26 protein-coding genes and 1 riboswitch are annotated in these 22,712 nt (G+C 71.8%); of the genes, 9 read left to right on the top strand and 17 right to left on the bottom strand.

The window, feature by feature from the left end; genetic code table 11:
- Nucleotides 1-44: 44 nt before the first annotated feature.
- Nucleotides 45-392, bottom strand: coding sequence for a hypothetical protein (locus tag WA675_RS06660; protein ID WP_336082796.1), 348 nt, complete (start codon nucleotides 390-392; stop codon nucleotides 45-47).
- 151 nt (nucleotides 393-543) lie between these two features.
- On the bottom strand, nucleotides 544-963 hold the full coding sequence (locus WA675_RS06655; RefSeq protein WP_336082795.1) for a DoxX family protein: 420 nt from the start codon (nucleotides 961-963) through the stop codon (nucleotides 544-546).
- A gap of 233 nt (nucleotides 964-1,196) precedes the next feature.
- Between WA675_RS06655 and WA675_RS06650 the strand changes: the two genes are divergently transcribed.
- Together WA675_RS06650 and WA675_RS06645 are read left to right on the top strand one after the other, a co-directional pair.
- Nucleotides 1,197-1,514, top strand: coding sequence for a GYD domain-containing protein (locus WA675_RS06650; RefSeq protein ID WP_336082793.1), 318 nt, complete (start codon nucleotides 1,197-1,199; stop codon nucleotides 1,512-1,514).
- 218 nt (nucleotides 1,515-1,732) lie between these two features.
- Nucleotides 1,733-2,704 (top strand): Acg family FMN-binding oxidoreductase, encoded by a 972-nt coding sequence (locus tag WA675_RS06645; protein WP_336082792.1) that lies wholly within the window; start codon nucleotides 1,733-1,735, stop codon nucleotides 2,702-2,704.
- 9 nt (nucleotides 2,705-2,713) lie between these two features.
- On the opposite strand, the gene WA675_RS06640 is transcribed toward WA675_RS06645, so the two are convergent.
- Complete coding sequence (locus WA675_RS06640; RefSeq protein WP_336082790.1) at nucleotides 2,714-2,992, bottom strand: hypothetical protein; 279 nt, start codon at nucleotides 2,990-2,992, stop codon at nucleotides 2,714-2,716.
- A 200-nt stretch (nucleotides 2,993-3,192) separates the two neighbouring features.
- Between WA675_RS06640 and WA675_RS06635 the strand changes: the two genes are divergently transcribed.
- Nucleotides 3,193-4,590, top strand: a complete 1,398-nt coding sequence (locus WA675_RS06635; protein ID WP_336082788.1) for an MFS transporter — start codon at nucleotides 3,193-3,195, stop codon at nucleotides 4,588-4,590.
- Here the strand turns inward: WA675_RS06635 and WA675_RS06630 are convergent.
- Nucleotides 4,566-4,892: a hypothetical protein gene (locus WA675_RS06630; protein ID WP_336082786.1), complete on the bottom strand. Its 327-nt coding sequence runs from the start codon at nucleotides 4,890-4,892 to the stop codon at nucleotides 4,566-4,568. The two genes, WA675_RS06635 and WA675_RS06630, sit on opposite strands and share 25 nt — an antisense overlap.
- A gap of 151 nt (nucleotides 4,893-5,043) precedes the next feature.
- On the opposite strand from WA675_RS06630, the gene WA675_RS06625 reads away from it, so the two are divergent.
- The 3 genes from WA675_RS06625 to WA675_RS06615 all read left to right on the top strand — a co-directional run bounded on the left by WA675_RS06625 (nucleotide 5,044) and on the right by WA675_RS06615 (nucleotide 6,868).
- Nucleotides 5,044-5,859 carry a DUF6159 family protein gene (locus tag WA675_RS06625; protein WP_336082784.1) on the top strand — a complete coding sequence of 272 codons (816 nt, stop codon included), beginning with the start codon at nucleotides 5,044-5,046 and terminating at the stop codon, nucleotides 5,857-5,859.
- 107 nt (nucleotides 5,860-5,966) lie between these two features.
- A complete protein-coding gene (locus WA675_RS06620) occupies nucleotides 5,967-6,344 on the top strand; it encodes a hypothetical protein (RefSeq protein WP_336082783.1) in 378 nt (125 codons plus the stop codon).
- A gap of 68 nt (nucleotides 6,345-6,412) precedes the next feature.
- Entirely contained in the window at nucleotides 6,413-6,868 is a 456-nt protein-coding gene (locus tag WA675_RS06615) for a flavodoxin domain-containing protein (protein WP_336082781.1), read from the top strand.
- Here WA675_RS06615 and ilvD read toward each other — a convergent pair.
- Nucleotides 6,865-8,556: a dihydroxy-acid dehydratase gene (ilvD, locus tag WA675_RS06610; protein WP_336082779.1), complete on the bottom strand. Its 1,692-nt coding sequence runs from the start codon at nucleotides 8,554-8,556 to the stop codon at nucleotides 6,865-6,867. The two genes, WA675_RS06615 and ilvD, sit on opposite strands and share 4 nt — an antisense overlap.
- Nucleotides 8,557-8,565: 9 nt before the next feature.
- Nucleotides 8,566-9,189 (bottom strand): TetR/AcrR family transcriptional regulator, encoded by a 624-nt coding sequence (locus tag WA675_RS06605; protein ID WP_336082777.1) that lies wholly within the window; start codon nucleotides 9,187-9,189, stop codon nucleotides 8,566-8,568.
- A 72-nt stretch (nucleotides 9,190-9,261) separates the two neighbouring features.
- Here WA675_RS06605 and WA675_RS06600 point away from each other — a divergent pair, with 72 nt between their 5' ends.
- Nucleotides 9,262-10,023, top strand: coding sequence for a 3-hydroxyacyl-CoA dehydrogenase (locus tag WA675_RS06600; protein WP_336082775.1), 762 nt, complete (start codon nucleotides 9,262-9,264; stop codon nucleotides 10,021-10,023).
- 72 nt (nucleotides 10,024-10,095) lie between these two features.
- Here the strand turns inward: WA675_RS06600 and WA675_RS06595 are convergent, their stop codons facing one another.
- The gene (locus WA675_RS06595; RefSeq protein WP_336082773.1) at nucleotides 10,096-11,085 is read right to left on the bottom strand and encodes an NAD(P)H-dependent flavin oxidoreductase; all 990 of its coding nucleotides are present in this window, start codon (nucleotides 11,083-11,085) and stop codon (nucleotides 10,096-10,098) included.
- Nucleotides 11,086-11,282: 197 nt separating this feature from the next.
- On the opposite strand from WA675_RS06595, the gene WA675_RS06590 reads away from it, so the two are divergent.
- Nucleotides 11,283-12,302 carry an Acg family FMN-binding oxidoreductase gene (locus tag WA675_RS06590; RefSeq protein ID WP_336082771.1) on the top strand — a complete coding sequence of 340 codons (1,020 nt, stop codon included), beginning with the start codon at nucleotides 11,283-11,285 and terminating at the stop codon, nucleotides 12,300-12,302.
- A 48-nt stretch (nucleotides 12,303-12,350) separates the two neighbouring features.
- Here WA675_RS06590 and WA675_RS06585 read toward each other — a convergent pair whose 3' ends face one another.
- From WA675_RS06585 to WA675_RS06560, 6 genes are all read right to left on the bottom strand, one after another.
- Complete coding sequence (locus tag WA675_RS06585) at nucleotides 12,351-13,202, bottom strand: universal stress protein (protein WP_336082769.1); 852 nt, start codon at nucleotides 13,200-13,202, stop codon at nucleotides 12,351-12,353.
- A 97-nt stretch (nucleotides 13,203-13,299) separates the two neighbouring features.
- Entirely contained in the window at nucleotides 13,300-14,976 is a 1,677-nt protein-coding gene (locus WA675_RS06580) for a GAF domain-containing sensor histidine kinase (RefSeq protein ID WP_336082767.1), read from the bottom strand.
- A gap of 37 nt (nucleotides 14,977-15,013) precedes the next feature.
- Nucleotides 15,014-15,658 carry a response regulator transcription factor gene (locus tag WA675_RS06575; RefSeq protein ID WP_336082765.1) on the bottom strand — a complete coding sequence of 215 codons (645 nt, stop codon included), beginning with the start codon at nucleotides 15,656-15,658 and terminating at the stop codon, nucleotides 15,014-15,016.
- 26 nt (nucleotides 15,659-15,684) lie between these two features.
- Nucleotides 15,685-16,665 carry an Acg family FMN-binding oxidoreductase gene (locus WA675_RS06570; protein WP_336082763.1) on the bottom strand — a complete coding sequence of 327 codons (981 nt, stop codon included), beginning with the start codon at nucleotides 16,663-16,665 and terminating at the stop codon, nucleotides 15,685-15,687.
- 61 nt (nucleotides 16,666-16,726) lie between these two features.
- Entirely contained in the window at nucleotides 16,727-17,614 is an 888-nt protein-coding gene (locus WA675_RS06565) for a universal stress protein (RefSeq protein ID WP_336082762.1), read from the bottom strand.
- The gene (locus WA675_RS06560; protein WP_336082760.1) at nucleotides 17,611-17,889 is read right to left on the bottom strand and encodes a hypothetical protein; all 279 of its coding nucleotides are present in this window, start codon (nucleotides 17,887-17,889) and stop codon (nucleotides 17,611-17,613) included. Before WA675_RS06560 ends, WA675_RS06565 begins: the two co-directional genes overlap by 4 nt.
- A gap of 175 nt (nucleotides 17,890-18,064) precedes the next feature.
- Here WA675_RS06560 and WA675_RS06555 point away from each other — a divergent pair, with 175 nt between their 5' ends.
- Nucleotides 18,065-19,138 carry an MBL fold metallo-hydrolase gene (locus tag WA675_RS06555; protein ID WP_336082759.1) on the top strand — a complete coding sequence of 358 codons (1,074 nt, stop codon included), beginning with the start codon at nucleotides 18,065-18,067 and terminating at the stop codon, nucleotides 19,136-19,138.
- 4 nt (nucleotides 19,139-19,142) lie between these two features.
- Here the strand turns inward: WA675_RS06555 and WA675_RS06550 are convergent, their stop codons facing one another.
- From WA675_RS06550 to WA675_RS06535, 4 genes are all read right to left on the bottom strand, one after another.
- Complete coding sequence (locus tag WA675_RS06550) at nucleotides 19,143-19,961, bottom strand: ABC transporter ATP-binding protein (RefSeq protein WP_336082758.1); 819 nt, start codon at nucleotides 19,959-19,961, stop codon at nucleotides 19,143-19,145.
- Entirely contained in the window at nucleotides 19,954-20,793 is an 840-nt protein-coding gene (locus WA675_RS06545) for an ABC transporter permease (RefSeq protein WP_336082757.1), read from the bottom strand. Before WA675_RS06545 ends, WA675_RS06550 begins: the two co-directional genes overlap by 8 nt.
- On the bottom strand, nucleotides 20,771-21,793 hold the full coding sequence (locus tag WA675_RS06540) for an ABC transporter substrate-binding protein (protein ID WP_336082755.1): 1,023 nt from the start codon (nucleotides 21,791-21,793) through the stop codon (nucleotides 20,771-20,773). Before WA675_RS06540 ends, WA675_RS06545 begins: the two co-directional genes overlap by 23 nt.
- Nucleotides 21,790-22,494 carry a TenA family protein gene (locus WA675_RS06535; RefSeq protein ID WP_336082753.1) on the bottom strand — a complete coding sequence of 235 codons (705 nt, stop codon included), beginning with the start codon at nucleotides 22,492-22,494 and terminating at the stop codon, nucleotides 21,790-21,792. Before WA675_RS06535 ends, WA675_RS06540 begins: the two co-directional genes overlap by 4 nt.
- Nucleotides 22,485-22,580, bottom strand: a riboswitch (TPP riboswitch). (Overlaps the previous gene by 10 nt.)
- Nucleotides 22,581-22,712: the final 132 nt, after the last annotated feature.

Raw genomic sequence — 22,712 nt, 5'->3', positions numbered from 1 at the left:
GGTCGGCGCCGGGCCCGTGGTGGCGGTCGGCGGGGATCGGACCGTCAGGTCGGGAGGGAGGCGGCGCCGATGGCCAGGTAGGCGGTCATGAGGACGAGGAGGAACCAGCCCGCGCCCTGCCAGGTGCGCCAGGGGAGGTCGGCGCGGAAGCGGCGGAAGGTCTGGACGAAGGCGCCCAGGCCGCCGAGGAGCAGGATCAGGGCGGGGGCGAAGAGGACGGCGGTTTTGGCGGCGTCGTCGCACAGCCGGGTTTCGGCGGCGGCGCAGGCGTCGCGGTTGGCTGCCCAGATCGTGGTGATCAGGCAGATCAGCGCGGCGGTCGCGAGGACGGCGAGGCCGTAGCGGACGGCGTGCCGGAACGAATCGTCGGTGCGGGGCTTGTTGTCGGTCACCGGTGTCACCTCCCGAGTGGGTGGCGGGCCCTCCCCTCCATCAGAGCACAGAACAGGATCACCGCCCACCTGCGGTGATCCTGTTCTGTGGAAACACGCCGACGATCACCGGACGCGGGGTCCGGTGATCGTCAGCGGGGCGCGGATGCGCTCATCGGGTGAGCGCGGCGATGCTTGCGCGGCGCTCGTAGGCGATCCAGGCGAAGATCGCGGCCAGGACCAGCGGGAAGATCGCCATGGACGGCTTGTCGGCGATGAAGGCCTGGGTCGCGGCGGCGAGCACGGTGAGCACCGACAGGCCCGCCGCGGCCAGGGCGGTCAGCCGCGGCACCATCAGGCCGATGCCACCGGCCACCTCCACGACGCCGATGAAGACGAGCAGGCCCATCGGGATGGTCAGGTTCGCCGGGGCGTTGTCCATCAGGGTCTGCGGGATGACGAGCTTCGGGCCGCCCGAGGCGATGATGAAGAACAGGCCCAGCACGACCTGCGCCGTCCACAGGACGCGGTTGCGGATCTTGCCCGGACGGTAGGTGGTGGTGGGGGTCGCGGAGGCGGTGGTGGCGGTCATGTCGTGTCCTTCGGGTCGGGCGCGCTCGGTGGGGTAGCGCGGTCAACAGATAGGACGGAGCGCCGTCGGAGAACTCATCGCCGCGGGCGAAGTTTTTTCCGGGCGGGCCACGAAATCGGGTATCGCCGCTGTTGCAGTGGCGCATCAGTGCGGCGTCGGCCCACACGCCCGGCGATGGCGCGGCCCTAGGCTCGTGCTGGCCGGATCGTCTCAGCGGAGGAGGTCGGAAGCTTATGCCGAAGTACCTGTGGCGGGTCAGCTATCTCCAGGACGGCGCCCACGGCCTGCTCGCGCAGGGCGGCAGCGCGCGCCGCGCGGCGATCACCGAGATGGTCGAGAGTGTCGGTGGGCAGGTGGAGGCCTGCTACTTCGCCTTCGGCGAGGACGACCTGTTCGTCATCGGCGATGTCCCCGACGACGTGGCGGCCGCCGCGCTGGCCATCCGCACGGCCGCCGCCGGGGCCGCCGTCTCGCACACGATCGGCCTGCTGACCCCCGAGCAGATCGACGAAGCGGTGGGCAGGGACGTCACCTACCGCCCGCCGGAGTAGGGTGTCTGCGCACACGGCCCGCCGGTGAGGGTGCTCACACGGCGGGCGCGGCCATGATTCCGGATCCGGTGATCTACCGGCGCGACCACTCGTGAGCTGGGACGAGCTGAGAATCGGCTGTGAATCCGCGCCCGTTTTCTCGGACTCCGCTCAGACTTTCCCCCTAAGTTAGGCGACCTAACGAATAGGCCGCATGGGGAGTCGGAAGGAGTGCGGAGATGAGTCGTTCGGAACCGGGTTTCGCCGCCTGCCGAGATGCGATCGAACTCGCGGTGCGCGCACCCTCGGTGCACAACACGCAGCCCTGGCGGTGGCGGGTCGGCAGCGACCGGGTGGAGCTGTTCGCCGATTTCGGGGCCCGCCTGACGGCCACCGATCCGCTGGCCCGCGCGCTCATGGTCAGTTGTGGCGCGGCCCTGCATCATCTCAGCGTCGCCTTCGCCATGCTCGGCTGGCGCACCGAGATCGAGCGGCTGCCCGATGCCGACCGGCCCGATCACCTCGCCACCATCCGGTGCGCGCCGCAGCCGCCGTCGCGGGCCGATATCGACCTGGCCGCCGCCATCCTGGTCCGGCAATCGGATCGGCGCCGGTTTCCCGGCCCGCCGGTCGCCGGTGCCGACCTGCGCGCTATCACGCGCCGCGCCGCGGCCTTCGGTGCCGCCGCCCGGCACGTTCCGGATCAGCTGCTGCCCGACCTCGCCCGGCCCATGCGCCGCGCGGCCGCCCGGCACGTGAACGATCCGGAGTACCTGGCCGAGCTCGCCGAGTGGAGCGGCTGCCACGGTGCCTCGATCGGGGTGCCCGCCCGCAACGCGACGGCCGCCCGGCCGTCCGGCGAGATGCCGGTCCGGGTGTTCGCGGGCACCGAACTGACCGAGTTCACCGATGCCCCGGATTCGGCGCACTGGTTGGTCGTCTGCACGCCCCGCGACCATCGGCTCGCGCAACTGCGGGCGGGCGAGGCGACCAGCGCGATGCTGCTCGAGGCCACCTCGCGCGGGCTGGCGACCAGCCTGCAGTCCGAGCCGCTGGGCATGCTCGACCTGCGCGCGGAGATCCGGGCGACGGTGCTGCAGGAATGCGCCTACCCGCACGTCATGATCCGGGTGGGCGCCATGCCGTATGCCGCCGCGCCGCTGGAGTCGACGCCGCGCCGCTCGGTGGACGAGGTGCTCGAAGCCGCCTGAGCGGCCGTGTCAGCAGTCCAGGTCCAGCACCGGCATCCGGATCACCGTCCACACCGCGAGCGCGGTGGACCCGAGCACGTGCACCAGGTACACCGTGCACACCGGGACGATCCCGAACTCGGCCATCCAGTGCCCCAACGGGATCAGCGCCAGGAAATCGGCGCCGAGCATGAGTACCGCGATGAGCAGGGCCGGTGCCGCCCACGACGGCGCCACCGGCGCGGTCGACGCGTCCGGCTCGGCAGGTGCGGCGGTATCGGCGAGAGCCGGGGCGATATCGGTGACCATGGCGTCCTCGGGGATTCGATGCGGATCCGGCCTGGACCAGCGAACACCGCGCGACCTGCCTGCGGATTCCGCTGACTCGTCACATGTTCGAGACGCCGCGTCATCCGGATCGGTCCGAGATCGAAAATCCCCCAGCGTCATCCGGTCGGCACCATCGACGGCACCCGGCGCCCCCGCCGGGGTGTCGAGAGGTGGACGTGGTGACCGAGACGATCGCCGCAGGCGCGCCGGTGCTGAGCGCGCGGCGGCGCTGGGCGGTGCTGGCGGTCTGCGCGCTGGCGCTGTTCCTGGTGGGACTGGATACGACGATCGTGATCGTCGCACTAGGCGAGATCGGGCACGGTCTCGGCGTGGACGCCGACCGCCTGGCCTGGGTGGTCGACGCCTACACGGTGACTTTCGCGAGCCTGCTGATCACCGCCGGTGCGCTGGCCGACCGGTTCGGCAGGCGACGGGTGTTCCGGACGGGGCTGGTCGTGTTCGCGCTCGCGTCGCTGGTGTGCGCTGCGGCGCCCTCGCTCCCGGTGCTCGTCGCCGCGCGGATGGCGCAGGGTGTGGGCGCGTCCATGCTGACTCCGGTGGCGCTAGCGATCGTGGTGAACGCCATGCCGGATCCGCGCGAGCGGGCCAGGGCGATCGGCGTGTGGGGCGCGATGTTCGGGCTGAGCCTGGCGGTGGGACCCGTGACCGGTGGGCTGTTGATCGCCGTCCTCGATTGGCGGGCGGTGTTCTGGATCCCGGTGCCGGTGGTCGTGGTGGCGTTGCTGCTGGTCCAGGCGGTGGTGCCCGAATCGCGCGGGCAGCGGGTGCGGCGGCTGGATCCGCTCGGACAGCTGCTGCTGGTCGCGCTGCTGTGGCTCGCGGTGACGCTGCTGATCGAAGGGCCGCGCTGTGGGTGGACGGCGCCGGTGGTGCTCGGCGGCTACGGCGCGCTGGTCGTGCTCACGGTCGCGTTCGTCCGGGTGGAGACGCGCCGGAACCAGCCGTTGATCGAGCCGGGCCTGTTCCTGGTCCCGCGCTTCGCCGGGGCGGTGGTGGGCGCGGTCGTCGTCTTCGTCGCGTTCAGTGCGACCTTGCTGCTGACGACGCTGTCGCTGCAGCACGCGCAGGGGTGGAGCGCCGCGTCGGCGGGCGCCGCCACCCTGCCGATGGCGCTGGCGGTCATGGTGTGCGCGCCGCTGTCCGGTCGGCTGGTCGCCGATTTCGGTCCGCGCAGGCCGCTGCTGCTCGCGGGGAGCTTCCTGAGTCTGGGCGGTGCGCTGTTGCTCTGCCCCGGTGCCGGGACGAGCCTGCCGCTGTTGCTGACCGCGTATCTCATGATCGGCGCGGGGGTGGGATTCGCCAACGCGCCCATCACCGCCACCGCCGTCGACAGACTTCCCGCGGACCGGGCCGGGGTCGCCGGTGGTACCGCCTCCACCGCGCGGCAGCTCGGCACCGCGGTCGGGGTCGCGGCGGCGGGAAGTCTGGTCGCTGACGTACCGCCCGACCGCTTCGTGACCGCGGCCGTGCCCGGTTGGGTGCTCGTCGTCGCCTGCGGGGTCATCCTGCTGATGGTGGCCGCCGTCGCCGGTTACCGGCGGGACCCGCTCGGGTGAGTCTGCAAGGCGGGCTGGGACATCCAGGTGGGGCTGTCGATGGTGTCGACGCGGACGGCGGCGACGATCGTCTTCATGGTGCCCGGCGCGAAGAGGGCGGGGGAGGTGCTGGTGATGGTGCCCGCCGGGTCGAGGGTGGCGGTCCAGTCGTGGGACAGGCGGGTGTTCACCTCGTCGACCACGTGGGTGCGCACCCGGTCCCAGTCGAGGGACGGGGGAATGGCGGTGACGGTTCCGGTGCACAGCCAGTCGTCCAGGGTCATCCCGAACAGTTCCTGCCAGTCGTCGGTGTAGGTGGTCATCGTGCTCCCTCGTCGTCGGCTGTCGAGGATGGTAGTCGGGTTGCGCGAAAACGACGGTAGCGCAGGGGGATCGGGTGCGGAGATGTGCGTCGGACGTGCGCCCAGTACGCTGTTCGGCGTTGACGATCCACCGATCTGAGGGGGGTACACGGTGGCATTCGCGCAATCGTGGCAGATGTTCAAGACCTCGGCCACTGTGCTGCGGACACGGAAGGAACTGGCGGTGTTCCCGGTGCTGTCGGGCGCCGCGAGCCTGGTGGTGGAGGCCAGTTTCCTGGTGCCGATCGTCGTCTCGGACCTGTGGGACAAGTCCTCGGCGACGACGTATGTGCTGTTCGGCCTGATGTATCTGGCCACCGCCTTCGTCACCATCTTCTTCAATGCCGCGCTCATCTCCCAGGCCGATGTGGCGATGCGCGGCGAGGATCCGAGCGTGGGCGGCGGGGTGCGGGTCGCGGCGGGGAAGTGGCCGCGCATCCTGGTGTGGGCGCTGATCTCCGCGACGGTCTCGCAGCTGCTGCGAGTGCTGCAGGACCGCGTCGGGTTCCTCGGTTCGCTGATCACCGCGATCGCGGGCACGGCCTGGCAGGTGGTGTCGTTCCTGGTGCTGCCGAAGATGGTGCTCGCCGATCGCGGCGTCGTCGACGCGGTGAAGGACTCGGCGGAAGCCATGAAACGTACCTGGGGTGAGAACCTCGTCGGCAATGTGGGCCTCGGGCTGTTCGGTGTGCTGCTCGCCGTGCCCGGCGGACTGCTGGTGATCGGCAGTATCGCGCTGTTCGGGGTGAGCGTGCCCGGTGCGCTGCTGGTGATGGCGGCCGGATTCGTCTGGATTCTGGTGGCCGCGGTGGTGGTGACGGCGCTGACCGGCATCTACCAGACCGCGCTCTACCGTTACAGCGTCGACGGCGTGGTGCCGGTGGCCTTCGCCGACGCCGACCTGGCGCACGCCTTCGCCCGGCGCTGAGGTCCGGGCCTCCGGGCGCCGCGGGTGGTACGACTGACGGGACCGTTTTCGTGCGTCCCGGGAGGAATGCCATGTCGTTCGGCCGGAAAACCCTTCGATCGCTGCTGGTGACCGCGCTCCTCGCGGGTCCGGCGCTGGCGGTGGCGCCGGTCGCCGCGGCCGACGCCGGATTGCTCGACGACGCGATCACCCTGACCAGTGCCGGATTCTGCGTGGGGCACATCCATTTCGAGACCGTCTTCGGCACGGAGACGCGCTACTTCGGCCTGGTCAGCGCACTGCACGGGGTCGGTCCGTGCTCGGTCGACGCGGGCGTGCACTGGCGCAATCTCGACACCGGCGCGGCCGGAACCGTGTGGCAGCGGATCTACGGAACCGGTGGTACCCAGATCGAATTCGATCCGGGGCCCGGCCGCATCGTCGGCACGATCACCACCGACGCGCCGCACAAGCCGGGGCGGTTCGAGTTCGTCCGGCAGTCGTAGCGAACCACCTCGGCCGGGAGAAGCGCTAAGGTAAGCCTAGGCTTATCCGACGCGTGAAAGGAATCTCCTTGTCCCTCGTGATTCTGTTCGGGTCCGAACTCGGTACGTCCGAGGCGGTGGCCGAACATCTCGCCGACCGGACCGGGTTCGACGGGGCGGTGTCGGTCTACGACATGGCCGAGTTCGATCCGCGCGATCTGGACGGCGTGGAATTCCTGATCGTGGTCTGCTCGACCTACGGCGACGGCGAATTGCCCACCGCCGCCGAGGCTTTCTTCGATCGGGTCGAGATCGTGCGCCCGGACCTGACCGGGCTGCGCTTCGCGGTCTTCGGCCTCGGTGACTCGGTGTACGGCGACACCTTCAATCGCGGCGGCGAGCTCGCCGCGGCGAAGCTCGCCGCCCGGGGCGCCACCCAGGTCGGCGAGCACGCCCGCCACGACGCGTCGACCGAGATCAAGCCGCGCGACCTGGCCGGGGAGTGGGTGCGGACCCTGCCGATCCGCACCCTGATCGCGACCTAGCCGGTGACGGCTCCGTGCGCGGCGGAGCTGACCAGTTTGCGGTATTTGGCCAAGACGCCCGAGGTGTATTTCGGCGGGAGCGGCTCGAAACCCACCGCGCGGGCAGCGAGTTCGGCCTCGTCGATCTTGACGTCGAGGCGGCGGCCCGCGACATCGAGGATGATCGGGTCGCCGTCGCGGACGAAAGCGATAGGGCCACCGTCGACGGCCTCCGGCGCGACATGGCCGACGCACAGGCCGGTGGTGCCGCCGGAGAACCGGCCGTCGGTGAGCAGCAGCACGTCCTTGCCCAGCCCCGCGCCCTTGATGGCGCCGGTGATGGCCAGCATCTCGCGCATCCCGGGGCCACCCTTGGGGCCCTCGTAGCGGATGACCACCACATCGCCCGCCACGATGGTGCCGTCCTCGAGTGCGTCCATGGCCGCGCGTTCGCCGTCGAAGACCCGGGCCGTGCCCCGGAAGACATCGGAGTCGAAGCCCGCGCTCTTGACCACGGCGCCCTCGGGGGCGAGCGAGCCGTGCAGGATGGTGAGGCCACCGGAGGCGTGGATGGGGCGTTCGAGCGGGCGAATCACCTCGCCGTCGAGACCGAGGTCGATGGCGGCGAGGTTCTCGGCCATGGTCTTGCCGGTCACGGTCATGACATCGCCGTGCAGCAGCCCCGCGTCGAGAAGTGCCTTGAGCACCACCGGGATCCCGCCGACCTTGTCGACGTCGTTCATGACATAGCGGCCGAACGGCTTGAGATCGCCCAGATGCGGCACCCGGTCACCGACGCGGTTGAAATCGGCGAGGGTGAGCTCGACACCGGCCTCGCGGGCGATGGCCAGCAGGTGCAGCACGGCATTGGTGGATCCGCCCAGCGCCATGACGATGGTGATGGCGTTCTCGAACGCCGCCATGGTCATGATGTCGCGCGCGGTGATGCCCCGGCGCAGCAGCTCGACCACGGCCTCGCCGGACTTGCGCGCGTACTCGTCGCGGCGGTGATCCGGGGCGGGCGGGGCGGCCGAGCCGGGCAGGCTCATGCCCAGCGCCTCGGCCACCGAGGCCATGGTGTTGGCGGTGTACATGCCGCCGCAGGCGCCCTCACCGGGGCAGATCGCCCGCTCGATGCGGTCGACCTCCGCTCGGCTGATCAGTCCCTTGAGGCAGGCGCCGACGGCCTCGAACGCGTCGATGATGGTGACGTCACGGCCGTCCACATTGCCCGGCATGATCGAGCCCGCGTAGAGGAACACGCTCGACAGATCCAGGCGCGCGGCCGCCATCAGCATGCCGGGCAGGCTCTTGTCGCAGCCAGCCAGCAGCACCGAGCCGTCCAGGCGCTCGGCCATCATGACCGTCTCCACCGAGTCGGCGATGATCTCGCGGCTGACCAGCGAGAAGTGCATGCCCTCGTGGCCCATCGAGATCCCGTCGGAGACGGAGATGGTGCCGAATTCGAGGGGATAGCCCCCGGCGGCGTGCACGCCCTCCTTGACGGCCTTGGCCAGCCGGTCCAGCGAGAGATTGCAGGGGGTGATCTCGTTCCAGCTGGAAGCCACCCCGATCTGCGGTTTCTCCCAGTCCTCGTCTCCCATGCCGACCGCGCGGAGCATGCCGCGGGCCGCGGTCTTCTCGAGTCCGTCGGTGACGTCGCGGGAGCGGGGCTTGATGTCGACCGGCGCGTCCGTGTCGTGGGCCATCCCGAAAGCCTACGGCTCCCGCGCCGGTCCGTCCGGGACCGTGCCCGGTGTGTGGACGTCGAGCCAGCGCAGCATCCGGTCGACCGAGTCGGCGGCGTCGCCGTGCGCGCCGGATTCGGCCCACTCGGTGAGGGCGGCGAAGGTGGCGGCCTGGTAGGCGGTGGCCAGCGCGCGGCAGATGGCGGTGGGAGCGCCGGGCAGGCGGCGCGCGAGATAGCCGGTGAGGGTGTCGATCCAGGGCTGATAGACCGCGGGCGCGGTGGCGGCCAGCGTGGGTTCGGCGGAGATCAGGCGCAGCCAGGCCGGGGCCAGCTCGTGGATCTGCGGGTCGCGCGAGACCGATTCGACGATGGCGGTGCGCACCACCACGGCGACGGGGGCGTCGTCGGCGGCGCGGGTGAGCACCTCGCGCAACCGGTCGGTCGCGGGGGCCACGCCGAGCCAGGCGATCTCGGCGCGGGAGGGGAAGTGCCGCAACAGGGTTCGGGTGCTGATGCCGGTCGCCTCGGCCAGGTCGTTCCAGTTCGTGGCGGCGAATCCGCGTTCGGTCCACAGCCGCAGCGCGTCCGCGCCCACGGCGCGGATGTTCAGCACGGAGGGGCGGCCGGGGCGGCGGCGATCGGGCCGGGTCACGCCGAAAGCCAAACAGTTTTGGCGAAGTGTGTCAATATTGCGGCGGAGCAGACCCCCAGAGGAGTAGAGAGCATGGATTTCGTCAACTCGTCCGCACTGGTCACCGGTGGTGCGTCGGGCCTCGGCCTGGCCACCGTGCGGGAACTGCACGCCCAGGGCGCCAAGGTCGTCATCGTCGACCTGGCCTCGTCCAACGGCGCGGCCATCGCCAAGGAACTCGGTGACGGCGTGGTCTTCGCGGCCGCGGATGTGACCGACGAGGCGGCGGTGTCGGCGGCGCTGGACGCGGCCGAAGCGCTGGCGCCGCTGCGGATCGTGGTGAACTGCGCGGGTATCGGCAACGCGATCAAGACCGTCGGCAAGAAGGGCGCGTTCCCGCTGGCCGATTTCACCAAGGTCGTCAATGTCAACCTGTTCGGCACCTTCAATGTGATCCGGCTGGCGGCCGAGCGCATGGCCGCGGGCGAGCCGGTGGGCGAGGAGCGCGGTGTCATCGTCAACACGGCCTCGGTCGCCGCGTTCGATGGGCAGGTCGGCCAGGCCGCCTACTCCGCGTCCAAGGGCGGCATCGTCGGCATGACGCTGCCGATCGCGCGCGACCTGGCGGGCTTCAAGATCCGGGTCGTCACGATCGCGCCCGGCCTGTTCCGCACGCCGCTGTTCGAGACCCTGCCCGAGGAGGCGCTGCAGTCGCTCGGCGCGCAGGTGCCGCATCCGTCGCGGCTGGGTCAGCCGACCGAGTTCGCCGCGCTGGCCCGCCACATCGTGGAGAACCCGATGCTCAACGGCGAGACCATCCGTCTCGACGGCGCCATCCGGATGGCGCCGCGCTGAGCTGATCGGCACACCGACGAGACCGGCCGGGAGCAGTGCGCTCCCGGCCGGTCTCGTCGTGAGGGGGTGGAATCAGCGGACGGGCAGCGCCTCGGGCCGCTCGAGGACCGCGGCGAGATCGCGGCGGGCCAGGTCGTACTGTTCGGTCAGGGTGGCCACCAGCTCGGCGGTGCTGCGACCGGCGGTGATCGCGCCGATGCCCTGACCGGCGCCCCACACGTCCTTCCAGGCCTTGGCGTCGGTGCTGGAGCCGAAGTTCATCTGGGAGGGATCGGACTCGGGCAGATTGTCGGGGTCCAGGCCCGCGGCGACGATGCTGCCGCGCAGGTAGTTGCCGTGCACGCCGGTGAACAGGTTGCTGTAGACGATGTCGGCGGCGCCGGAATCGACGATCATCTGCCGGTAGTCCGGCACCACATTGGCCTCGGTGGTCGACAGGAAGGCCGAGCCGATGTAGGCCAGGTCGGCGCCCGCGGCCTGGGCGGCCAGGATCGAGCGGCCGTGCGCGATGGCGCCCGAGAGCAGCAGCGGCCCGTCGAACCAGGTGCGGATCTCCTGCAGCAGGGCGAAGGGGGACTGGGTGCCCGCGTGGCCGCCCGCGCCCGCGGCGACGGCGATGAGGCCGTCAGCGCCCTTCTCGATCGCCTTGCGGGCGAAGCGGTCGTTGATGACGTCGTGCAGGACGATGCCGCCGTAGGAGTGCACCGCCTCGTTGATCTCCTCGCGCGCGCCCAGCGAGGTGATCACGATCGGCACCTTGTGCTCCACGATGACGGCCATGTCGGCCTCGAGCCGGTCGTTGGAGCGGTGCACGATCTGGTTCACCGCGAACGGCGCCACGATCGCCTCCGGATGGGCTGCCTGGTAGGCCGCGTTCTCCTCGCTGATCCGGCTCAGCCAGTCGGTGAGCAGGGCCGCCGGGCGCGCGTTGAGGGCGGGGAAGGAACCGACGATGCCCGCCTGGCACTGGGCGATGACGAGCTCGGGCCCCGAGGCGATGAACATCGGCGACGCGACGGCGGGCAGGGCCAGTCGGCTGGACAGCCAGGTCGGCAGAGCCATGGGGTACCTCCGGGAGGGGTCGAGCGGCGCGGCGCCGCGGCAGGCGATGTACCGACGGTAGGGCACCGAAACCCGCTATGCAACGAGTTGCATAGAGACGTGGCGACCATCACGTGCGGGCGACCGGTGACCATCGGCCCCCAAGGAAGGGCCCAAGGCCTGTTCGCCGCGGGCGCCGCGCGGAGCAGACTCGGGACATGACCGACAGCACAGCCACCAGGGCGAGCCTGGCACCGGATCTGTCGACGATCACCGCGGCGCTGTGGCGAGCCCGCCGCGCGCCCTCGATCCACAATTCCCAGCCGTGGCGCTGGGAGTTCGACGGAACCCACCTGTACCTCTACCGCGACGAGAGCAGACACCTGACCGCCGCCGATCCGAGCGGACGTCAGCTGGTGATCAGCTGCGGCGCGATGCTGCACCATCTGCGCACCGTGCTGGCCGCCACCGGCTGGCGCACCGATCTCGACCGGTTCCCCGATCCGGCCCGACCGGATCTGCTGGCCCGGCTGGATTTCCGGCCGTGGCCCGATCCGCCCGAGGGCGTGGGCGCGCGGGCGGCCGCCATCGAACGGCGGCGCACCGACCGTCATCCGCTGGCGGCCCCCGAGGATTTCGGCGAGGTGCTACGCGCGGCGCGGATGCTGGCCAGCCCGCACCGGATCGAGCTGGACGTGCTGTCCGGCGAGACCCGGCCGGTCCTGGCCGAATCGTCGCGCGAAGCCGAGGCCAAACGGCGCTACGACATGGGTTACCAGGCCGAATTGCGCTGGTGGGCCGGGCATTCGGCTGACTACCAGGGCATCCCGGCCGCCGCGCTGCTCACCGGCGCGGAGACCGAGCGGGTGCCGGTCGCGCGCCGCTTTCCCGCCGCCACGAGCCCCGGGCCGCCGTCCGGCGCGCAGGATCGGGCCGAACTGGTGGTGCTGAGTTCGGACGGTGACACGATCGGCGACTGGTTGCACGTCGGCGAGGCGCTGTCGGTGGTGCTGCTGGAATTCACCCGGGCGGGTGAGGCGACCTGCGCACTGACCCACATCACCGAACTGCCCGGTGCGCGGCGGACGCTGGAACAGCTGGTCGCGGGCCACGGTGTGCCGCAGGTGCTGATCCGGGTGGGTCGCGCGCCCGTCGACGCCGGTCCCGCGCCGGTCACCTCGCGCCGTCCGGTCGAGGAGATCCTGACCGTGCTCCCGAATCCCGCGGCGCCGCACTGAATCGCGGACACAACGCGGCCACCCGTCGAGGTGGCCGCGTCGTCGCTGTCAGCGGGGTCCGGACCGGACGACGATCACCGGGCGGTCCGCACCGTGCAGCACGGCCTGGGCGACCGAACCCAGGGTCATCCCGGTGAATCCGCCCCGGCCGCGGCTGCCCACCACGATCAGCTGGGCGTCCGCGCCCGCGGCGAGCACGGCCCGGGCGGGACGATCCTGTGTCACCAGCCGCTCGACGGTGACATCGGGATACTTCTCCGCGTACCCGGCCAGGCTCTCGGCCACCAGCGATTCGGCCTGGGTCTGCATGGTCGCCCGGGAGTCGTAGTGGAAGAACTCCGTCCAGGCGTGCACCGCGACGAGGCGCGCGCCCCGCCGGGCGGCCTCGTCGAAGGCGAGCGCGATGGCCTCCGCGCTGCACGCCGAGCCGTCGACACCCACCACGACGGCCGCGTCGGGCGCGGGTTCGGATTCCGGGATCACCGCGACCGGGCACGCGGCGTGGCGTGCCAGCGATGTACTGACCGAACCGAGCAGCGTGCGCCGCAACGCCCCGAGGCCACGGCTGCCGATCACCAGCAGCCGGGCCGTGGCGCTGCGATCGCGCAGGACCGCGACCGGGGACCCCGAGACCGCGGCGGTGGAGATCTCGACGTCGGTGTGCTGGGTGGCCTCGGCCGCCGCGGTCGCGACCACGGAATCACCGTGGCGGCGTAGGCGTTCGGCGTCGTAGATCGGGCCGGGACCGTAGTCGACGGGCACGTCGATGGCGTAGACGAGATGCAGCGGCGCGCGGTGCCGGGTGGCGCACTCCGCGCCCCAGCGCAGCGCGATCCGTGCCTGCTCCGACCCGTCGACGCCGACCACGATCGGCTGATTTCCGGTGTGAGGAGTGGACATGAGCCTGCCTTTCTGTCCCCACCAGTCTGCGCCCGCGGTGGCCCCGGACGGCAGAGGCGCAGGGCCCACGCTCCGGTGCCGAAGGTCGTCGCGGGGGTCAGGGCAGCGGTGCCGACCAGCGCACGACGGTGCCGCCGCCCGCGGGCGTCTCGATGCCGAAGGTGCCGCCGACCTCGGCGGCGCGGGCCGCGAGATTGGCCAGCCCGCCGCGGTGCGCGGCGTCGGCGGGGAGACCGGTGCCGTCGTCGGTGACCTCGATCGTGACGTCGTCGCGCACCGTGAGCTCCACCGCGACACTGCTCGCCCGCGCGTGTCGCACGGCATTGCTGACCGCTTCGCGCAGCACCGCTTCGACGTGGCCGGACAGCGGCGGTTCCAGCACGGTGACCGGGCCCGCCAGCCGCACCGTGGTGCGCAGGCCGCTGTCGGCGGTCATCTCGGTGATGATGCCGTGCAGGCGTTTGCGGAAGGTGGCCGAGTCGGTGGCGGTATTGGACTGCAGATCGAAGATCGAGTAGCGGATGTCCTGCACAATGGCCTGGATGTCGTCGATGGTGTCGTCGAGGCGGTCGCGCACATCGGCGCCGCGGGCCCGCTGCCGGGTGGTGTGCAGCGACAGGCCGACGGCGAACAGCCGCTGGATCACGTGATCGTGCAGTCCCCGGGCGATCCGGTCGCGGTCGGCGACGACATCGAGCTCGCGCATCCGGCGCTGGGTGTCGGCCAGGTGCAGCGCCACTGCGGCCTGGTCGGCGTAGGTGGTCAGCAGGGCCCGGTCGGCGGCGGCGGGCGCGGCGGCACCGGCGGGGAAGACCGAGGTCAGCACGCCGGTGACCGCGCCGTGCGCGCGCAGCGGCAGGGTGAGGACCGGGCCGAACCGCTCGGTCGCGACGAGGATCGGATGCTCGGCGGGACACGCGGCGGTGACCGCCCGCCCGGAGCGGAAGGCCTCGGCGGTGTGCCGGTCAGTGAGCGGGAGACGGGTACCGAGCAGGCCGTCGGCGTCCAGGCCCGCGGCCGCGACCACCACCAGCTCGGTGATCTCCTCGGGCGGTACATCCGGGTCCTCGGGGAGCGCGAGGAAGGTGCACGCCGACCCGGTGAGCGCGTGACCGCGGGCGGCGACCAGGCCGAGGACCTCGGCCGAGGGGCTGCCCGCCAGTAGCGCTGTCGCCACATCCCGGATGGCCTCGAGCCACAGCTGCCGCACCCGGGACTGTTCGTAGAGGCGCGCGTTCTCGATCGCGATGCCCGCCGCCGCGGCCAGGGCCTGCACGACCACCTCGTCGTCCGCGGTGAACTCGCGCCCACCGGCCTTCTCGGTGAGATACAGGTTGCCGAAGATCTCGTCGCGGACCCGCACCGGCACGCCGAGGAAGGTCCGCATCGGCGGGTGATGCTCGGGAAAGCCCACCGAGGCCGGGTGCTCGGACAGATCGGCCAGCCGGATCGGGCGGGGCTCGGCGAAGAGCAGGCCGAGCACGCCGTGCCCGCGCGGCAGATCACCGATCAGCACGCGGGTGCGGTCGTCGATGCCCTCGTAGACGAATTCGGCGAGCTGACCACTGCTGGTGTCCGCGGCGCGCACCCCCAGGGCGCCGTAGCGGGCGTCGACCAGTTCGATGGCGGTGTGCACGATGGTGCGCAGGGTGTTGTCCAGGTCCAGGCCCGCGGTCACCACGAGCATGGCTTCCATCAACCGGTCCATCCGGTCGCGCTCGCGCAGCGGCAACCGGGACAGGGCGACCGGTGGCGGGCCCGACGCGTCGTCCATAGCGGGAATTCTCGCACGGCCGGGCGGCATCGCCGGGTCATCGCCGCCGCGTCGGGTCCAGGTCGGCGGCCATCACCGCAGCCTGGGTGCGGCGTTGCACGCCGAGCTTGGCCAGCAGCCGCGAGACGTAGTTCTTGACGGTCTTCTCGGCCAGGAACATCCGCGCCGCGATCTGGCGATTGGTGAGCCCCTCGCCGAGCAGGGCGAGCAGGGTGCGTTCCTGGTCGGTCAGCGTGGCCAGCGGGCCGGTCTTCTCCTCGGCCTCGGCGCGCAGCTTGGCCATCAGCGCCGCGGCGGCCCGGTTGTCCAGCAGCGAGCGGCCCGCGCCGACCTCGCGGACGGCCTCGACCAGTTCCAGGCTCCGGATGTCCTTGACGACATAGCCGCTCGCGCCAGCCAGGATCGCGTCCAGCATCGCCTGCTCGTCGGTGAACGAGGTGAGGATGAGGCAGCGCGGCGCGGGGTCGGCCGAGAGCAGCTCGCGGCACAGCTCGATCCCGCTGCCGTCGGGGAGCCGGACATCGAGCACCGCGACATCGGGGCGCAGGGCCGGGATGCGGGCCAGGGCCTGCGCGTAGGTCCCGGCCTCGCCGATCACCTCGAGGTCGGGTTCGAGCGCGAGCAGCTCGGCCACGCCGCGCCGGACGATCTCGTGGTCGTCGACCAGGAATACCGTGGTCATGTCTTCATTGTGCGCCGGAGCACCGCTCAGGGCACCTCGCGCAGGACCTCGGTGAGCGGGCGTCGGGGGGTGGGGGCCGGGCGGTCGGGGTCGGGGGCGGTGCCGATCCGGACCACGACCTGCGGGACGCCCGGATGCCCGATGACACCGCCGAGCAGCCTGCGCGCGGAGACCAGTTCGGTGATGTGGGTCAGCGGGCAGGTGGACAGCCCGGCCGCGGTGCCCGCGAGCAGGACCGCGGACAGGGCCTCGCCGGTGCGCAGCCAGGACAGCGGCGACTCATCGCTCGAGGTGAGCACCGCGAGGCGGGCGCGGTCCTGCTGCTCGCCACGCCGGGCCGAGGGACCGGACGCCGGGAAGTCGCGGGCCACCCCGACCCGGGCGCGTTCGGAATCGGAGGCCACCGCCGTCGGCGGGATGCCGTCCCTAGCGCCGGGATTGCCCGTCCACCAGTCGATCTCGGCCCGGTACTGCGGGTCGTAGGCGCGCAGCGAACCGGCCTGTTCGGAGGCGTGGCTCAGGCGTGGTCGCGCGTCCTCGGTGAGCACGTCGAGGGTGAGGCCGTGGCTGGTGGCCAGGCGGTCGAGCGCCGGGTGCAGCGCGTCCCATCCGTGCGGTTCGGTCATCGGCAGCCGGTCGGTGTACCGGCGGGGGATCGCCTCGGCGCGGTCGAGCAGGTCGGCGGGCGGGTCCGGCCATGGCCGGAAGGTGAGGGTGGCGAGCAGGTCGGCGTCGGCGGGATCGGGTAGGCGGGTGACCCCGGTGTCCCAGCGCCGGGCCGCGCAGGCGGTCCGGACGTGGTCGAGGACCGCGCCGCAGCTGATGGTCGCCTGGCGCGCGTGCGGGTCGGCGGCGCCGAGCTGCCGGTCGGGGTCGCGGCGCAGACGCAGGCGCGCGCCGTCGAACAGCCACAGCCACGGCTGGGTGTTGTGGACCGACGGTGCCCGGCAGCCCAGCTCGACGGCGGCGCGGATCGTGGACAGGTCGGGGACCGGTTCCTCGCTCATGTCAGCCAGTGTCGTCCTCTCGCGGCCGTGCGCCCACGATCCGCGCGCCCGTGTCACCGGATCAGCCGGGGTGCACCACCATGACGGGACAGTCGGCGTGCTGGACCAGCCAGTTGCTGGTGGACCCGAGCAGCAGCCCGCGGAACCCGCCGCGCCCGCGACTACCGACGACCAGCAGCTGCGCGCGCTGGGACCACTGCGCCAGCCGTTCCCGCGGTCCGAACACCTCGACCTCCCGGCGCACCGGCAGATCGGGATACCGCTCGGACCAACCGGCCAGCCGCTCGGCCAGCAGGGCCTCCTCGGCCACGGCCAGATCGTCGATCGGCAGCTCGAGATAGTCCGAACCGGCGAACTGCCCGCGCGAGAGATCGCTCCATGCGTGCACGGCGACCAGCTCGGTCCCGCGCTGGTCGGCCTCGGCGAACGCGGCGCCGATCGCGGGCTCGCCGACACCGCTGCCGTCGACCCCGACCACGACCGGCCCCTCCCGGCGTTCGGCGCCGGGCCCGCGCACGATGACCACGGCGCCGTGCGCGTGCGCGGTCACCGCGAGCAGCGTCGACCCCAGATGCGCGAACGCGCCCGCCGCGTCCCGCACCCCGAGCACCACCAGGTGCGCGTGGGCCGAGGCGGCGATCAGGGTGCGGGCGGGGTTGCCGGTCGCGAGTTCGGTGGTGAGGGTGAGGCCCGGTTCGGCGGCCAGCGCGTCCTCCCGGGCGGTCGCCAGCAGCCGCTCGGCGGCGAGATGGATGTCCTGCATGGTCGCGTAGATGAACGCGTCGTAGGCGCTGCGCGGGGTCCGGTCGGCGATCGGATCGGTGCAGTGCACGAGGTGCAGCGGGCGCCCGCGCCGGGCGGCGAGATGGGCGGCCCAGCGCACGGCGGTGACCGATCCGGCCGAGCCGTCGGTCCCGGCCACGATCGCGCTCGGCGGCGGCTCGTTCATCGGCTCGGGTGCGGCGTGCGCTTGGTCGCCGACGGCTGATAGTGGCTGGTGGTCGTCGGCGAGCCCGACATGCGCGGCTTGTCGGGGCCCGACGGGACCTTGGTCCGCGGCGGGGTCTTGGTCTGCGGCGGGGCCTCGCGGACCGCCTGCGCCGGACCCGATTCCGCCGCGCACGCGACCGAGGTGGGGCACGCGGGGGAACCCCCGCCGGAATGGACGGCCAGCACCGCGAATCCGACCGCGGCGACCACGCCGACGCACAGTTTCGTCACCATCACCTGCGCCTTTCTCGTTCGGCAGCCCGGAATTCGCACTGTACGCATCCTCGGCACGTCGGCTCCGGACCCCGGCGCCGGTCGCGTGTCCCCACGGCGGACCCGGCCGGAATCGCTTGTCCGGTGGCGGGGCCCGTGTTCTAGTACCGGTATGTGCGATGCGGCGCGGCGACTGGTGAGCAGGCGGGGGATCCTGGGCGGGATGCTCGGTGGGGGAGCGCTGGTGGCGCTGGGCGCGGGCCCGGCGGTGGGGGCGCCGGTCGAGGCGCGGACGGTGGCCGCGCGGCAGCGGTTCTTCGGGCCCGAGGTGGTGGATCCGGTGACCGGCGAGGTGCGCCCGGATCGGGTGGTGCTGTCCTGGGTGGGCTGCGCGACCTACGCGGTGGCCTTCGCCGGGACGGTGCTGCTGCTCGACGCCTGGGTGCCGCGGCTGAGCAGCGCGGGCTATGTGCCGACGACCGCGCAGGAGCTGGCGGATCTGGCGCCCGCTGCGATCCTGATCGGGCACGGGCACTTCGATCACGCGGGCGACGCGGGCCGGATCGCGCAGGCGGCGGGCGCGGTCGTGCACGGGACCGCCGAGCACTGCGCCACGATCCGGGCGCAGGTCCCCGATCCGGGCTTCGCGACCGTGCCGCTCGGGGACGCGGGCACCGCGCCGGGCACCGTCCACGAGTTCACCGTCGGCGCGATCGCGGTGACCGCGGTGCGGCACCTGCATTCGGGGCCGACCGCCCCCGATCCGGCGAACGGGTCGGCGCCGTTCTTCCCGGTCCCGGATCTGTGCGCGATCGCGCAGCACCCGCCGACCCTCGACGATCTGCGGGTCGGCCTGCCGCGCCTGCGTGACGAGGAGGGCGGCTGTCTGCTGTATCAGCTCCGGGTTCCCGGATTCTCGCTGGTGTGGCACGACTCGGCGGGCCCGCTGACGGAGAAGGCGCCGCAGGTGTTCGACGCGCTCGCCGGACTCCCGCCCACCGAGGTGCAGATCGGTGCCATCCAGGGCTTCAACCAGCTCACCAACGGGCTGCGTGATCCGCGCACCTATATCGAGGCGGTTCGCCCGCGGCTGTTCGTGCCCGCGCACCACGACAACTGGCTGCCCGGCTTCACCGCCCCGGCCGCCACCTACGACGCCCCGCTGCGCGCCGAACTCGACCGCATCCCGGCCGAATACCGCCCAGAGCTGCGCTCCCTGCTCGATCCCGCCGACTACCTCGCCCCCGGCCGGTTGACCTTCCCGCTCTGATCGGTCAGCTGCCCGGCATCCGCTGCTGGGCGAGGGCGCGGCGGGACTCCTCGTGCAGGATCTCGAGGAGTTCGGCCTCCAGGGCGGCGAATTCGGGGGTGGTGATGAGGGACAGGTCGCGGGGGCGGGGGAGGTCGACGTGCAGTTCGTGGCGGACGGTGGCGGGGCGCGCGGACAGCACCAGGACGCGGTCGGACAGGTAGACGGCCTCGCGGATGTCGTGGGTGATCATCAGGACCGTCCAGCGGTAGCGCTGCCACACCTCCTGCAGCCAGGACTGCATCTCGGTGCGGGTCAGCGAGTCCAGGGCGCCGAAGGGTTCGTCGAGCAGCAGTGGTTCGCGTTCCTGGACGACGGTGCGCAGCAGGGCGGCGCGCTGGCGCATGCCGCCGGAGAGCTGCGCGGGGCGGGCGTCCTCGAATCCGGCCAGGCCGAACGCGGGGAACAGCGCGCGGGCGCGGCGGCGGGCCTCGGCCTTGGGCACCCCCTGCACCTGCAGGCCCAGGACGGTGTTGTCCAGGACCGAGCGCCAGGGGAACAGCAGATCCTTCTGCGGCATGTAGGCGCAGTGCGCGCCGGTGTCCGCGGCATCGTCGGCGTGGCAGCGGACACTGCCGGAATCGGGGGACTCGAGCCCGGCCAGCATGTTGAACACGGTGCTCTTGCCGCAGCCGCTGGGCCCGATGACGGTGACGAACTCGCCCGCGCGGACCGTGAACGACACCCCGCCCAGCACCGCGAGCGCCGTCCCACCCCGCCCGGCGGGTGCGAACGATTTGGTGAGCTCGTCGGCGACGATGCGGACGTCGGCGTCGTCAGTCATGTCCGCTCCTGTTCCGCGCGCGTGACCACGGCGCGACGAGGCGTTCCACCGCGAAGGTCGCCAGATACAGCGCGATGCTGAGCAGGGCCGTCACCAGGACCGCCGCCAGCACCAGGTCGGTGCGGAACGAGTTCTTCTGCAGGCTCATATAGATGCCCAGGCCCTCACTGGCCCCGACGTACTCGGCGAACACGGCCCCGACCACCGCGTAGGTGATTCCGATCCGCAGCGCGGTGAAGAACCGCGGGATCGCCGAGGGCAGCCGCACATACCGGAACACCTGCACCCGCGAGGCGCCCATGCTGCGCAGCAGCGCGCCCGCCTCCCGATCCGCGGCGGCGAACCCCTCGATCAGTCCGATGGCCATCGGGAAGAAGGTGACCAGCGAGACCACCAGGATCTTCGGCAGCAACCCGAAGCCGAACCAGATGATCATCAGCGGCGCGACGGCGATGATCGGCACCGTCTGCGAGGCCACGAACAGCGGCACCAGCGCCCGGCGCAACCACGGCGAGAAGTCGACGACGATCGCCAGCACCCAGGCCAGGGTGAGTGAGACCGCGAAACCGAGCAGGGTCACCTGCAGGGTCGCGGCGGCGTGGGTGGCGATGTCGTCGCGATGCGCCCAGCCCTGCTCGAGCACGCGCATCGGCGAGGGCAGCACCTGCGGGCGGATCCCGCTGGTGGTCACATAGACCTGCCACAGCACCACGAGCACCGCCACCGTGAGCACCGACGGCAGCGCCCACCGCAGACCCGCCCCGCGCGCCCGGGCGGAACGGGCCGTCGGCGCCGCGGCGACCGACAGCTCAGGAGGTGGCGAGGTACTCATCGGTGAAGTACGTCGACCAATCGGGTTCGGTGGTGAGCGGCTTGCCGTCGGGGCCGTTGAGCAGGCCGCCGCGGTAGAGGAAACCGGAGTTGGCCGACCACTGCTGCACGGTCTGGGTGCCCACTCGGCCGGTGCCGTCCTTCATGAACTGCTCGGCCAGCATGCGCTGACTCTCGAAGACCAGCTTCTCGTCGGTGAACGCGCCGGGGTTGGCGTCCAGGAGATCCTGGGCGGCCTGGTCCGGGTTGTCGGCGGCGAACTGGTAGCCGCGTTGCAGCGCCCGCACGAACTTCGCCGCGCGCTCGGGGTTGGCGGCGAGCCAGCCCCGGTTGGCGTCGATCACGATGGCGTAGGCATCCGGGAAACCGAAATCGGTGTAGCGGAAGTACCGCATCGGGGTGCCGTGGTGTTCGGCCTCGATGCCCTCCCACGCCAGATAGGAGACGGTGAAATCGGCCTTGCCGGAGTAGACGGCCTCATAGGCCGAGGAACCCAGCATCACGGAGGTGAAATCGCCGGTGCCGCCGTCGTTGCGGATGACCTGTTGCAGCGCCTCCCGCTCGCCCGGATCACCGAAACCGGCGTAGGTCTTGCCGTCGAGGTCCTTCGGGCTCGCCAGATCGGCGCGGTCGGCGCGCACGCCGATCCCGGTCGCCCAGTGCTGCAGCGGTGCCAGCACCGACCGGACCTGCGCGCCCGTGGCCTGGGCGAAGGTCGACGAATTGTGGGTGCTGATGCCGAATTCCGCGTTCCCGGCGTCGATCACGGTGTCCACGGAGGTGTTGTTATACGGCAGCACCTGCACGTCCAGGCCCGCGTCGGCGAAGTAGCCGCGCTGCAAAGCCACGTAGAGGCCGGTGTGGTTGGTGTTCGGGGTCCAGTCCAGCGCGAAACGGATGGTGTCGGCGGAGCCGCCCCCGGATCCGCAGGCGGTCAGCGCCGAGAGCACGGCGACACCGGTGAGGACGGCCGCGAGCGCGCGGCGCAGGCGGGCGCTCATCCGGCGGGCCAGGGGCGCGGGTGCAGGGCGGTGTCCCAGAACAGCAGCTCGTAGCGCGTCGCGAGGGTGAACGCGGTGGCCATGGCCGCGCGCTCGTGCTCATTGGCCGACTCGGCCGCGGCGTCGACCAGCGCGCGGGCGGTGGCGGCGGACTGCTGGAACTCCTCGGCGCCGTAGGTGGTGACCCACTGCGCGTAGGGATGCGCGGGATCGGCGGCGATCACCTGGGCCGCGCGCGCGGCCAGATCGCGGCCCACCTCGGCGTAGATCCAGAAGCACGGCAGTGCGGCCGCGGCCGCGACGGCGTAGGACTCGGTCGCCGCGGCGGCGATCAGATAGGAGACATAGGCCAGGCAGGTCGGGGTGTGTTCCGGCTCGCCCTCGCGCGGCGGCAGCACACCGCCGGTGAGCAGCTGTTCGTGCATGGCGGATTCGACCGTCGCCGCGGTCGCCGACGAGTTCGCCCAGAAGGCCGCGGTCTGCGGGTCCGGCGCCTTGGTGGCCAGCAGGGCCAGCGCCTTGGCGTAGCCGGTGAGATACAGCGAGTCCTGCTCGATGTAGACGCGGAACGCCTCCAGCGGCAGGGTGCCGTCACCGAGGCGGCGCAGGAACTCGAGATCGTCGATCGCCCGGCGCAGACCCTCGGTCTGCTCCCAGAGCTGGTCGGTGAATCTCCGCGTGGTGGTGTGGGCGCGCAACACCGTGACATCCCTTCGTCAGCATTACCTGAACAGGTTCCCGGGTCTGTTCTCAGCCTTGCGGTCGCAAAGCACCCCGTGTCAGAACTCGACCGACCCTAGCAGCGACCGCCGACATGCGGGCAATGCCGCCGAACGGCGGCCACCGCTACCGCAGACTGGGGAAATGGCAGTGCGTGCCAGATCACATTCGATGCAGGGACGAATGGTTCGGGTTCGCG

The sequence above is a fragment of the Nocardia sp. SSK8 genome (assembly GCF_037034205.1).
In the GTDB taxonomy this organism is placed as follows: Bacteria; Actinomycetota; Actinomycetes; order Mycobacteriales; family Mycobacteriaceae; genus Nocardia.
This window is presented reverse-complemented; position numbering and strand designations above follow the sequence as displayed.